This is a genomic window from Bacillus sp. DX4.1 (genome assembly GCF_030348195.1).
Lineage (GTDB): Bacteria > Bacillota > Bacilli > Bacillales > Bacillaceae_G > Bacillus_A.
In genome coordinates, this window is the sequence record NZ_JAUCFT010000008.1 from 1,824,191 (window position 1) to 1,837,786 (window position 13,596).

The 13,596-nt window shown below is 35.2% G+C and carries 10 protein-coding genes and 1 pseudogene; 6 read left to right on the plus strand and 5 right to left on the minus strand.

The annotated features are described in order from the left end of the window. Positions 1 to 116: 116 nt before the first annotated feature. Entirely contained in the window at positions 117 to 1,379 is a 1,263-nt protein-coding gene (locus QUF99_RS12295; RefSeq protein WP_289370365.1) for an MFS transporter, read from the plus strand. Positions 1,380 to 1,597: 218 nt separating this feature from the next. Here the strand turns inward: QUF99_RS12295 and QUF99_RS12300 are convergent, their stop codons facing one another. Beyond that, the gene (locus QUF99_RS12300; RefSeq protein WP_289370367.1) at positions 1,598 to 2,065 is read right to left on the minus strand and encodes a hypothetical protein; all 468 of its coding nucleotides are present in this window, start codon (positions 2,063 to 2,065) and stop codon (positions 1,598 to 1,600) included. Between the two features lie 416 nt (positions 2,066 to 2,481). Between QUF99_RS12300 and QUF99_RS12305 the strand changes: the two genes are divergently transcribed. Next, positions 2,482 to 3,027, plus strand: a complete 546-nt coding sequence (locus QUF99_RS12305) for a PadR family transcriptional regulator (protein WP_289370368.1) — start codon at positions 2,482 to 2,484, stop codon at positions 3,025 to 3,027. Between the two features lie 37 nt (positions 3,028 to 3,064). Continuing rightward, complete coding sequence (locus QUF99_RS12310; protein ID WP_289370369.1) at positions 3,065 to 4,813, plus strand: MFS transporter; 1,749 nt, start codon at positions 3,065 to 3,067, stop codon at positions 4,811 to 4,813. Positions 4,814 to 5,583: 770 nt separating this feature from the next. Here the strand turns inward: QUF99_RS12310 and QUF99_RS12315 are convergent. The 3 genes from QUF99_RS12315 to QUF99_RS12325 form a co-directional block, all read right to left on the minus strand. Continuing rightward, complete coding sequence (locus QUF99_RS12315) at positions 5,584 to 6,117, minus strand: PCYCGC motif-containing (lipo)protein (protein ID WP_289370372.1); 534 nt, start codon at positions 6,115 to 6,117, stop codon at positions 5,584 to 5,586. Positions 6,118 to 6,282: 165 nt separating this feature from the next. Continuing rightward, a complete protein-coding gene (locus tag QUF99_RS12320) occupies positions 6,283 to 8,727 on the minus strand; it encodes a heavy metal translocating P-type ATPase (RefSeq protein ID WP_289370374.1) in 2,445 nt (814 codons plus the stop codon). Further along, positions 8,717 to 9,076 carry an ArsR/SmtB family transcription factor gene (locus tag QUF99_RS12325; RefSeq protein ID WP_289370377.1) on the minus strand — a complete coding sequence of 120 codons (360 nt, stop codon included), beginning with the start codon at positions 9,074 to 9,076 and terminating at the stop codon, positions 8,717 to 8,719. The genes QUF99_RS12320 and QUF99_RS12325 overlap by 11 nt, the downstream gene beginning before the upstream one ends. 287 nt (positions 9,077 to 9,363) lie before the next feature. On the opposite strand from QUF99_RS12325, the gene QUF99_RS12330 reads away from it, so the two are divergent. Beyond that, positions 9,364 to 10,401: a flavin-containing monooxygenase gene (locus tag QUF99_RS12330; protein WP_289370379.1), complete on the plus strand. Its 1,038-nt coding sequence runs from the start codon at positions 9,364 to 9,366 to the stop codon at positions 10,399 to 10,401. A 255-nt stretch (positions 10,402 to 10,656) separates the two neighbouring features. Here the strand turns inward: QUF99_RS12330 and QUF99_RS12335 are convergent, their stop codons facing one another. Next, positions 10,657 to 11,112 (minus strand): DUF3574 domain-containing protein, encoded by a 456-nt coding sequence (locus QUF99_RS12335; protein ID WP_289370381.1) that lies wholly within the window; start codon positions 11,110 to 11,112, stop codon positions 10,657 to 10,659. A 605-nt stretch (positions 11,113 to 11,717) separates the two neighbouring features. Here QUF99_RS12335 and QUF99_RS12340 point away from each other — a divergent pair. Both QUF99_RS12340 and QUF99_RS12345 read left to right on the plus strand, forming a co-directional pair. Beyond that, positions 11,718 to 12,042, plus strand: a pseudogene (locus tag QUF99_RS12340) (protein kinase); the annotation flags it as partial. 507 nt (positions 12,043 to 12,549) lie between these two features. Continuing rightward, positions 12,550 to 13,146, plus strand: coding sequence for a DedA family protein (locus QUF99_RS12345; protein ID WP_289374635.1), 597 nt, complete (start codon positions 12,550 to 12,552; stop codon positions 13,144 to 13,146). The last annotated feature ends 450 nt before the right edge of the window (positions 13,147 to 13,596 follow it).

Consider the following 13,596-nt stretch of genomic DNA (forward strand, 5'->3'; position numbering starts at 1 on the left):
TTGCTTTTAAAGCCTTTAATACATTGAGATGAATGTTTTTTCGGAAAATTCTCACGTTTGAGTGCTATAATAAAGGAGAATATTGTGTTGTTTCATTTTGAACAAGGAGGAAAAGTATGCAAGGGGAGATACAAGAGAATAAAAGTCCAAGTTATGTAAATCAATTGTTATTACCAATTACAAAATCGCGCCATTTTACTTTTTTATGGATTGGTCAACTACTTTCGGTCCTTGGAAGTTCCATTACAATGGTCATTCTTCCAGTGGTTGTATATAACTTAACAGGGTCAACAGTGGTTATGGGAATGACGATGGCGATGTACATGCTTCCAAACGTACTGGTTTTACCGTTTTCAGGGTTAATCGTTGACCGTCTCAACCGTATTAAATTGATGTTATTCACTGACATTGTTCGATTTATATTAATGATAACGCTCACGATACTTATTTTTTCAGATATTTTAACAATTATAATTCTATATGTATTAGTAGCAATATATGGCCTTATGGATGGTTTGTTTCAACCTGCCTATTCAGCAGTGCGAGCGAGAGTATTTGTACCAGAAATTCGGAATGCGGCTAACGCATTGACTCAGGTGAGTAATCAAGGTGTACGCTTAATCGGTCCAGCGCTTGGGGGGCTCATTGTTTCTGTTACATCAGCAGGTGTCGGGTTTGGTTTAGACGCGTTAACTTATTTGCTCTCTTTTATATGTTTATTATTTTTAAGAGATTTGAAAACAAAAAAAGTGCAAGAATCTGTGGACAATACATTTAATATAAAAAAAGATTTTACGGAAGGGATCGTCGTATTAAAGAGCCATCCTTGGTTATGGATCACGATTTTAGCGTTCTCATTTATTAATATTTGTTACGCGGGTATCGTCGTTGTATTAATTCCATGGTTATTCAATATTCACCATCACTTTGAACCTTTTGTCTATGGTCTCGGCATGGCATTCTCTGGAGGGGGTGCAGTAGTTGCTGCCCTCATTTTCGGTGGGAAACAACAATGGCATAAGCGAGGGCTATTTGCTTATGGCGGTGTTTTGATCAGTGGCCTGGCACTTTTGATTATGCCTTTTGTTTCGTGGGCTCCGGGCTTAATTGGATTAATGGCAGTTGAAGGGTTTGGTATTATGATTTTTGGATTGATTTGGGAGACGAGTTTACAAGAGCTTGTACCGGAAGAAGCATTCGGGAGAGTTGCTAGTCTCGACATGCTCGGATCCTTTGCGTTATTACCGTTAGGGTATTTGGGAGTTGGCTGGTTGGCCGATGTGATTGGCGGAACTTTGACCATTGCGATTTTAGCGATTGCAGCTATTGTAGTGGTCGCAAGTGCTTTATCTGTTCCGAGCATTCGTCAATTTGATTAAATGTGGAGTTTCTGAAGCGATTCAATTCAAATACATAAAAACGAATACATATTTTGGTATTTAGGCAATGGATACAAAAATATTTATATTTAAATCTTTTTCTTTACAATATTTGTAGAAGTATCTTTGAGAATTAAGAAAAGGAACGTAAGAACTTTTTTTACCATGTAGCCATGGTTTGACGTGAAAAAACAGTAAGCTCTGCTTAAAGGCAGAGCTTACTGCTCGTTAAATACGAATGTTTGCTTATATTTTCTTCCTGCATTTTCTGGGTGTCCATTATAAGTAAACTGTTTTTCTTCCCATTTGATTACAACCTCAAATTTATTTGCTTCCGCATATAGTGGGAAATTCATATGCGTAAAACTTGTTCGACTCTTGGATATACTCATATCAGAAACGCTAAAAAGTTCGTAAGCTTTTCTTGCCTGGGGATCATTTCGATATACTTCAATGGATACATCGGATACGTCTTTCCCGATATTTTTTACAAATAAACTGTATGTATCAAACTCACCATTTTTGGGTTGCAGTGCTTTTAGATTTTCACTTTTGGATTTATCAATTTCGATATACCATTGTTTAGATTTCGATGTAACTGGAAGTTCTTGAAATGTAAAAGCGCTTGTTTGAAGAGGGAGTGCAAAACATATGAAAGCAAGTAAGAACGCTATTTTTCTTTTCATGTATAGATCTCCAATTCATTATATATTGTTAGTTTTATTAAGTTAGCTTGTTCTGTTATTTGAAAATTATGCGTTAGGTTCTGAAACGAAAGTAAAAATGAAAATGTATATGTAAGAAGCTGAATTGTTGTGTAGACATGGAGGAAATAAAGTCAATCATACCTTATATAAGGTATGATTGACTTTATTTTTTTATCCCACTTTAAGGAGAAGTAAAACCCGCATCTTAAAATTTTGCAGAAAGAAGTTAGTTGGGAGATAAATTGTCCTTCAAAACACAATTGGTAAGGGGTGCTAGTTAAAGTTTCATTTTATTGGTTACATTTTACAAATGAATGCATAAGATGTATAATCAATAATCATATTAACATTGTTAATATGATTATTGATTATATAAATCGTATGGGGTGTTTGTTATGAAAGGAAGAGATGTAGTTCTAGGGTTATTGATGGAGAAAGAGTTGTCCGGTTACGATATAAAAATTGTATTTGAGGATGTGTTTACTCATTTTTTTGATGGAAGCTTTGGCATGATTTATCCAACTTTAAGGCAGTTAGAGAAGGAAGGGAAAATCAAAAAAGAAGTTGTGATGCAAGAGGGGAAGCCAAATAAAAAAATGTACTTTATAACCGAAGAAGGAAGGAAAGAGTTTCATCAATATTTGCAGACAGATGTAGAGAAGGATGTTTTACGTTCCGACTTTTTAATGCGTATGTACTTTGGTAATTATAGTGATGTCACAACGATGAAAAAATGGATTGAAGAAGAAATTGAAAGAAAAGAAGCGTATATTGCTGATCTTCGTTTGAAATATGAATCTTGGAAAGAAGGTATAACATTTGCGGAAGAGGTTTCGTTAGATGTTGGGATTGCGTCTTATACTGCGCAAGTTGAAACATTAAAGAAGAAATTAGCTCAGCTAACGATAGAAGAAGAGCGTGAAAAAAACAATACAGATTGAAGAGAAATATTCAAGATAAATAAAGGGGGAGATTGACATGGAGCAAGCAAAGGGAATCAAAATTGTATTCCTAATGTGTTTAGGTATCTTTCTTTGCATGATTGATACGACAATAATGAATATTGCTTTACCAGCGATACAATCTAGTATTGATACGTCTTTAGAGAAAATGTCGTGGGTATTAAATGTATACACAATGTCGATTGCAGTGTTGGCAATTCCATTAGGGCGGATTGCTGATATTTTTGGAAAAGCAAAATTGTATGTACTTGGTTTAATAGTTTTCGGGGGCGGTTCAGCGTTATGTGCATTTGCGAATACAGGAGATTTTCTTATTTTTTCTCGATTTATTCAAAGTATAGGAGCTGCTATTTTATTTCCAACGAGTATGGTAATTGGAGTATCGGCAGTTCCTTTAGCGAAGAGGCATATTGCACTTGGTATTTTAGGAGTTACACAAGGTTTATCCGCAGCCATCGGTCCTGTGATAGGTGGAATTATTACGCAAAGTTTAGGATGGAGATGGGTTTTCTTCGTTAATATTCCGATTTGTGTCATTGGCATTGTCTTATGTATTATCATGCTGCAGATTAAAAAGGAAGAGCGTGTGGTATCTAAAATTGATTGGATCGGATTAGTACTATGTAGTTCGTCCATTTTCTTTTTCACTTTAGTGCTAGTGAAAGGGAATACATGGGGCTGGATGAGTAACTTGGCATGGACTTGTTATGTTACGAGTATCATCTCTGTTATATTATTTATCCTAGTCGAAAGAAAAGTGGTATCGCCGATGGTAAATTTACAGCTATTTAAAGACCGAATTTTTGTCGGGGCCTCTATTGTTGTTATCCTTAGTAATCTATTTTTAATAGGAGTGACTGTTTTACTCCCAACTTTCCTTACAAAAATGCAACATCGAACCGAGTTAGAAGCAGCTTTTTTAGTCACTCCTATTTCGGCGATGATATTTTTGGTTTCTCCGTTTGCCTCACTACTTATAAAAAAGCTTGGAAAAGTCTTAATCATTTTATCAGGATTTATTGTTATGAGTGCATCTTACTATTGGTTACAAATGATAGGTGTGCATTCAACAAGTAAAGAAATTATTGTGCCTTGCATGTTATTAGGTGTTGGGTATGGTCTTGTTGTAGGACCCATTACAATCTTAACAGCGTCATCATTTGAAGGAGAGTTACTTACGGCTTCTCAAAGTGTGGTCTCGATGCTAAGACAAGTTGGCATTGTATTAGCCGTAGCTATTTTTGTATCAAGTTTGACTCATAATCTATCTATTAGTAAAGCAAAGGTCTATAAATATGCGGAAGAAAAAGTACGTGATATCCATGTAGATAAAGCCGAACAAGATAAAATATTACAAGTGACCAAAGAGAACATAAAAAATAAAAGTTTAGAAGCAAATATGGAAAAGAAACAAAGTGGGGAAGCTCTTGTTTTGAGTCAGGAGCAAAAAGAGGAATTGATTAAACAAAAAGTGACTGAAATTTTAAAGGGAGTTCCTGTAGAATATAGAGATATAAAAAAAGCTGAAATTACAAAACAGGTAACAACAGAAATTGAAGAAAAAACAGAGAAAGTAAAAAGAGAAGTTCTTGCATTCTCAGATGATATTAATCGTTATGCTGAAAAAGAAATGGCGATGAGTTTTACAGATTTATATAAAGTAAGCGCGCCGCTTATTTTGATTTGTGGATTGGTGAGTTTGTTGTTTAGCGAGAGAAGGTTTGGGGTTAGCAGGAGGGGAAAAGGTTTGGAAAGTAAGGTGTAGTGAGTAGTAGTAGCTGTATTACAAATGTGATGTGTAGTGAGTGCAAATATATAAGTGTATAAAGGTAATAATCAATTACAAATTGCTATTTGTATACAAAAAATGCACTAATGTACATAATGTATATTAGTGCGACTATAAAAGGAGTTTTTGTAAAAAAACGGTAAAATAATATTAAATTGAAGAATGGATATCAAACATTTTATAGCAATAAATTCTCAAAAGGGCGTATGTATATTCTGATAAACCAAATTATCATCTAAATATATTCTTATCCCTAGCGTAACCTCAAATCGAAGGGATAGATAAATAGAAGGCCTATCCCAGGGGATTTCTAGCTTCTTGTCCTTTTATTATAAATAAAAGGTTTTAATGAAAAGAGTGTTTCGTTTTTGAGAGAAGGACAAACGCGAACAAGTTTTACATGTTTCGGTTTTGAGTGTATAGATATTAAGATATAGTTTCAAAGTTTGCTAGCGATTTTTGAAATAAACAAAGTGTGTATGTTGTAGAAATGAGAATACAGTAGAAAAAATTAGGAATCATTAAAGAGAATACCTCTGCGTAAATTTCTTTTAATATAGATGTCATATAACCTTTATGACATGAAAGTTCTCTTTTCACAAGACTGTTATGATGTTTGTTATTTTATCTTTCTTATATAACGTTTGTTATATAAGAAAGTAACCGTTTTATGTTTTGTACGAATAAACAACCATCGATATAACGATGGTTGTTTTATTTCGTAACAGATAATTTTATCGTGTATATTAAGCACTTGGCATAGGAGTTGGAGTTGGTTTTGCATATCCTTCTTTATACTGTTTATCAATGTATTGACGAATCTCTAGTGTGGACATTCCATTTTTCTTTAGTGAAACAGATTGCAGAGCGATTTCTAAACAATTGGCACAAATTGTTGCATGAGAGTCCCAGACAATTTCACCACTATTTTTCACTTCACGAACAAAGCAATTTTTATTGCTCTTATGATCCACGCTTTCTCCGCACCCACAATAACAAGGAATCCACTCTAATAATTCATGATCTTCTCCTGCCATTTGATAAATTTTTTGCATCTGTTCAGGCTTAGTAGATAAGAATGAGGGCAGTGTATCAGCTCCCTTTGTTGTTTCTGCAATATCGGCTGCAGTATGGTCATCTCCCATGGCATGTTCCTGCTCGTTTTTCTGTTTTTGCTTTGGTTTTGAAGAAGCTTTTTCTTCATTTGAACTGCATCCTGCTAAAGCAATTAGAATGGAAAAACAGATTAATAGTAGGGTAGAACAAAGCGATTTTTTCATATACGTTGCTCCTTTGGTTTTTATTATGGATTAACGAATCGTTTTAATATCTTGAGTAATCTCTTCGTACGGTGTATTTGTAAGGGCTGAATAACTCTTTACCACAGTTCCGTTCTGTATTTCTTCATTATGTATAAGGAGGCTATGCGATAGCCTCCTAACAGATTACTTGTCTCGTAATAAACGCATACTATTTAAAATGACGAGGAGCGCAGCACCTGTATCACTCAGTACAGCAATCCACAGTGTAAGCCAGCCTGGAAAGATAAAGGCAAGCGCAATAAATTTAATAATTAATGAGAACCAGATGTTCTGTTTAATAACGTACAATGCTTTCCGGCTTAGTCTCATTGTATAAGGAAGTTTTTCGAGATTATCTGCCATTAGTACAATATCCGCTGTTTCCATTGCCGTATCAGTTCCTACGCCGCCCATGGCAATTCCAAGGTTTGCTGTGGCAAGGGCAGGGGCATCATTAATGCCATCCCCAATCATGGCTACTGTTTTACCTTCGGATTGAAGTTGTTTTACAGAACGAACTTTATCCTCTGGCAGTAAATTAGCGAAATAACGATCGATTTTCGCTTTCTGTGCAATATGTTCAGCCGTTCCTTCATTGTCTCCTGTTAACATAATGGTTTCTTGAATGCCTGCACGTTTTAATTCTTGAATGGTTTGATAAGTAGTAGAACGAATGGAATCTGCTACGGAAATCATTCCTAGAATAGTATGGTTTGTTCCGACAAGTACCACCGTTTGACCAATTCGTTGCATTTCTTGAATCGGTTCTTTCCACACTTGAAGGGAGACACCTAAATCATCAAATAGGACGGCATTTCCAGCATAATAGGTTTCTCCATCGATACTTACTTGGGCACCTTTCCCTACAATTGTACGAAAGTCTCTTCCTTCTTGAACGGGAATTTGCTGTTCCTTTGCATATGCCGCGATTGCTCTTGCGATTGGATGATTAGAGTATTCCTCAATTGTTGTCGCAATTGACAATAACTCGCTTTCAGAACAATCTAGGCTTCTTGCGTGCATTACTTTTGGTTTTCCCTCGGTCAATGTTCCTGTTTTATCAAATGCGATAGCATTTAACGCGCCGGCTACTTCTAAAGCCGTTCCACCTTTAATGAGTACGCCGTTTCTCGCAGCATTTCCAATAGCAGATACAATTGCGACAGGGGTAGAGATGACTAAAGCACAAGGGCATGCGACAACGAGGAGTTCCAGTCCTTTATAAATCCAATCCATCCACGCTCCCATACCAAGGAGAGGAGGGATTACCATTACAACAAGTGCTAATAGAAAGACGATTGGTGTATAAATTTTTGCAAAACGATCAACAAACGCTTCGGTCGGTGCTTTCTTTTCTTGTGCTTCCTCAACAAGGTGAATAATCCGTGAAAGAGTAGTATCCTCTACAAGTTTGGTTACCGTGATTTCTAGAGAGCCTTCTTCATTAATCGTTCCAGCATACACTAAATCATCAATTTGTTTATCTATAGGAATAGATTCGCCTGTAATAGGTGATTGGTTTACAGTAGAAGCGCCGCCTACAATCGTTCCATCCAATGGGATTTTTTCACCTGGCTTCACAACAATTGTTGTGTTTACTGTAATATCATCTACGGATTTTTTTACAAGTTCTGTTCCAACTTTCACCCATGCTTCTGAGGGTGCTAAATCAATAAGTCCACGAATGGATTCACGCGTACGTTCAATAGATTTGTTTTGTAACGTTGCTCCTAATGCAAATAGCCAAACAACCGTTGCACCTTCTAACCATTGTCCGATTAGAGCAGCACCAATAGCAGCAGATATCATGAGAACATTCATATCTAGTGCCTTACTTCTTAAGGCATAAAAAGCACTTTTTGCAGGTTTATATCCTCCAATTAGGATACTAGCTGCATAGAGAAGTGTTATAAGAAGAGGTGGTGTATTTACAAATCCACCTAAAAATCCTAATGCTAAAAACAATCCTGAGAGAATCAAAGTTGTATTTTTAGATTTAGAAGTAGGTGTCGGACCTCTACGAACCCCTGCTAAGGAGGCGCCGAATCCTGCGTTAGACACTTCTTTTATAATGTCATCCACGTCTCGATCATGACGTATATGCATTTTCCCGGTAGCAAAGTTTACTCGAACTTCTTGAACTCCTGTTACGTTTTGTAGATGTTTTTCGATTGTTAAGGCACATGCCCCACAATCCATGCCTTCGACCAGATATGTTTGTACGCCATCTCCTGTTACTTTCTGAGTATCACGAGGTGATGTGTCTTCGCATGAGCTATCACTACAACAAGAAGTTTTTGGTGTTACTTCTTCTTTTTGTATGGCGGATGCAGAAGAGCAACATGAAGATACCTTTTCTGGTTTGGGTTCACAACAAGAATCAGAAGAGTTATTCTCTGTTTTCACAGTATCAGTGTTACTACTGCAACAGGAATCTTTCTTAGCAACGGGAACGATCGGAATTTCTATTTTTGAAGAGCAACACGACGATGTTTCCTTTGTTACTTCTTCTTTGACAGGAGTTGGTAAAGAATCGCTACAAGAAGAAGTTTGACAACAACTCGTTTGTTTTTCTTTCTTATCTGTCATGACAATTCTCTCCCTTTTGAGATAAGCAAGCATCGTTTTTATCACATGATGCTACTTCGGTCTGTACTTCATGAAATACAGCATCAAACATCGTGAGTAGCTGTTCAATTTGTGTATTTCGTAAAGAATAGTAGACGTACTTTCCTTCTTGTCTACCAAGTATAATGCCACATCCTTTTAGACAGTTCAGATGTTGAGATATATTTGATTGATTCCCATTGGTTATTTCTACAATTTGGGATACCGTTTTTTCGCCGTCCATCATACACTGGAGAATCTGAAGTCTTGTTTTATCAGAAAAGCCGCGAATAAATTTGGCTTTTATATCTAAATCATTTGGATTGCACAATTGTATTCACTCCATTCGTATTAGTCATTACTAATATGTTTATTCTTCATTCATATTAGCATTAGCTAATATGTGTGTCAAAAATATTTTCGAAAAGTCTGATAAATATTTCGTTTGCTTCATTTTTGAATTTAGATAGACAAGGATTCTTACATAATTTATTTCATAAGAAATTGGATAAAAATCCCTTGACGTATAAAAAGGGAATGCTATAATGAACGAAAATATATGAACATATGAACAATTATTCATATGAAATTTAAAAAGTAGGTAATGGAGGTGAAGGCGTGTTAGATGTTATTGTGATTGGTGCTGGGCAAGCCGGTTTAAGTATGGGTTACTTCTTGCAACAAGGACGTTATCATTTTGTCATACTTGATGGAGAAAAACGAATTGGAGGCTCATGGAGAAACAGGTATGATTCTTTGCTTCTATTTACACCTAAGTCATATAGTTCACTGCCAGGTATGAAATTAGAAGGAGAGGGAAATGAGTTTCCTACAAAAGATGAAATTGCAGACTATCTTGAAACGTATGCTAATCATTTGTCATTACCAGTACAGGTGGAAACAACTGTACATAAAGTACAAAAAATAGGAAATACATTTGAGGTATCTACTAATAAGGGAGTTTTCCTGTCCAAACATGTCATCATCGCATCTGGTGCTTTTCAGAAACCGTTTATTCCCTCAATTTCTCAAGGACTTTCACAAGAGGTGTTTCAGATTCATTCTTCTCAATATCAATCACCAAAGAAAATCCCAGATGGTCCTGTCCTCGTAGTAGGCGGCGGAAATTCTGGTACACAGATTGCAACCGAACTTGCGGAAAGTCGCGATGTAACCATTGCTATTAGTCATCCATTTAAATTTTTACCACTCAAAATTATAGACAAAAGCATCTTTCATTGGTTAGAAAAGGTTGGTTTATTATATGCAGGGACCAATACAAGGCGCGGAGCATGGTTTCAAAAACAAAGTGATCCCATTTTTGGTTTTGAATTGAAAAAATTGATTCGCGAAGGGAAAGTTGAAACCAAACCGAGAGTGACACAAACACAGGAAAGAGAGGTAACCTTTGACGATCATAGTAAAATAAACGTGCAAAATATTATATGGTCAACAGGTTTTGTTCCTGACTACAATTGGATAGACATAGAGGGAAGTTTAGATGAAAAAGGTTTTCCTATTCAGAACAGGGGGGTGAGTCCAATCCAAGGGGTATATTATATTGGATTACCGTGGCAACATCAAAGAGGGTCAGCACTTATTTGCGGAGTGGGAAGAGATGCTGAGTTTATATATTCAGTTATAAAAGGGACTTAAAAAAATAATTTAAATAACATTATTAACCCAAACAGGAAAGGTAGCTGTTTTAGCTACCTTTCCTGTTTGGGTACTATTCATTTTTAATATTTATTTATAGACAAAAAGAATAAGTAGCCATATTGAAAGTCTTATACTTTATATTTTTTGATTTTATAAACTTTAGGTATCTTAAAAAGGGGCGGCTGACAATTGTGTCAGTCTACAGTAATAAAGAAGCCTGAAGATACAAAATCTCCAAGCTTCTTTAAACAGTTATTCAATGAAATACATCTTTCCGTTTACTTCAAGAGACACTGATGATTGCTTCATCTCTTCCTTTAGAGATTTAGCATATGCTACCACTTCATTAACCTTCTTCTTATTTAAACTTTCCGCAAAACTATAAACAATGGTGACTTTTTCCTTAATAAGCTGATTATTATCTCCTACCCAGGCCCCTGTTCCCTCAATAGCGGTAGCTCCTCCAAACATAGTAGAGAATGTCTCGAGAGACTTGTTAACATACGGAGTATTATCAATAGGTTGATCTACATTATAGGTTGATGGTACGTAAATTTTTATTACATTATCAAGATGGAATTGTCCTTTTAAAGCATTCGATTCTTGAACCTTAAATGATTCTTGCTGTTCTGCAGCATACACCGTATGTCCTAAAAAAGCAACCAACATAATAGATAGAAACCAATACAAAATCGTTTTCCTTTTCAAGCTTGCCACTCCTTCTTATTTGACTGATTTGCTGCCAAAACAATGGTGAGTGTTCTATTTACTATTATACTTACCTTAATAAGATTTGAGAGAACAAATTTAATTTATATTTTATAAAAAATTGAAGAAATTGTAATTTATTCAGATGGAACAATTGATATTACATATATCTTTGCAGCTCTATGATACTTCGCTTTTTTGAGATTCAAAAACCAAAATTGGTATTTTATCCAGTGTTTCATCTAAGTTTCCGTTCTTAATTCTATGGTAATTGTGTGCATCTTTATTGCCAACAAAGAATGATGAGGAGGTCGAAAGGGAATTTGCCCCCCTTCTTTGTTAATTAGGATTTTTTATTCTTTATTTGTATTCCTGAGAGTTACTAAGGATGTAATATAGGCTAAGATGATTAGAGTTTTTATTGCTTTGGGGACTTGATTTTCAATTAAGTTGTATATGACTACCACTATTTTTATAATTAGCGGAAGGGAAAAAACAGTATATGTTTGCCTACACATCACAAATGAAATATGCAGTGTCTGCAAAGAAATTATGTAATACATCATATAAACCTAAACATTTTAATTTTTAATGGACGCTGAGGAATTGAAGAGAAGTTATTTGAGTTTTGTAGAACAGTTAATGAAAAATATACCGTTAAAGTAACTCTTTCTGTGATTCATGAAAAATTAAGCCGGAATGAGCTGTCAATTGAAGAATCAATTAAATGCACGATCAGACTTTTAGTCAACAGGGGTTTGTATTGGGAAGATGAATATCATGGTTTATATAGTGTTGATGATAGTTATGAATTAGCTAGAAATGGTGTTCATTTTGATTTAGTTGAAGTTGTTAATACATATATTGAAACGTTAGGTGTATAGTAAGTATTTTAGTGAGTTTGAAAATTTGTATTTTTGGAATCCCTAGCATTACCTCAAACCGAAGGAATAGACAAATAGAAGGCTTATCCGATGGGGTTTCTAGCTTCTTGTCCTTTTACTATCAATACAGGGAGTTAATGAAAATGACTCTTCGGTTTTGGAAGAGGGGCAAGCGCTAACAAGCTGTACGAGTTTCGGTTTTGAGTGTAATAGGTACTAAGACATAGTTTCAAAATTTGATAGTGATTTTTGAAGTAAACAAAGTATGTACATTGTAGAAGTGGAAATGCAGTAGGGGAATTGTGGAATAATTAAAGAGAATACCTCTGCGTAAATTTATTTTAATATTGATGTCATATAAGCTTGATGATATGACAGTTTTATTTTCACAAGATTGTTATGATATTTGTTATTTCATCTTTCTTATATGACGTTTGTTATAAATGAAGGATTTATAAAATGAATATTTTTATCTAGGTAAGGATAAAACAAAAAAATATATATATCAACTGCATAACAATTTGTAATTGATACAAATGGATGGTGATTACAGATCGAACAACAATTACATTATCTCATTTCACATTTTGGATACTTTGGAATTATAATTGCTTTGGTTGGTGGAATTATTGGATTACCGATACCTGATGAAACACTGTTAACATTTGTAGGGTACTATGTATTTAAAGGGGAAATGAAATTTCTATTAGCGTTACTCAGTGCATGGGGTGGATCTTCTATTGGTATTACCATTAGTTATTTGTTAGGTGTAAAACTTGGGATTCCCTTCTTGAAAAAATTTGGTCCTAAGATACATATTACAGAATCGAAAATAAATCGGACACACACCTTATTTCAGAAGATTGGTCCTTCTTTATTGTTTATTGGTTATTTTATTCCAGGAGTGCGGCATGTTACTGCCTATTTAGCTGGTATTTCCCGTTTTCGATTTTGGAATTTTTGTCTGTATGCATACTCAGGAGCATTATTATGGAGTTTCACCTTTATCAAGTTAGGGTTAGAGTTGGGAGTAAAGTGGCGTCAGGTAGAACACTATGTTCATCGCTATGGTTTGATTCTTTTGATTGTGTTAGTTATTCTTGTGGGTTTGATTTTTGTATATTTTCGCTTCAAAAAAGATAAAAAGTAAGCAATAATTTACCATAACAAATGTGATGTAAAAACATACAGTATTCAAAAACTTCCAACACGAGACACATTCCCATTGTACAACAACTTCACATATGCTAAACTGTAGGTAACTTTAATGAACGGAGGGGTCTCCTTTGATTTTAATCAGATTACGTCTCAATACTTTGTGCCGATAATTGAATAGCGCTCAAAGGCTCTGTCTGTGTACAGAGTGAACGGGATTGGTCTGCCTATTTTAAAGGAACCCTTATTGAACTGATATGTGAAAAGAGGGAGGGACGAATATACCCTCTTTTTGTTTTACCCTTTATAAATAGAATGATGTGATGCAGGTACAACATTTCTTTGGTATTTTGAAAGTTGTTTCGTGCGTCATACGGGATTTGACGACCATTGAACAAGCTGAAAGCTATGCTTTCTTTTTGCTTATTTGTCGTACTCTCATCCG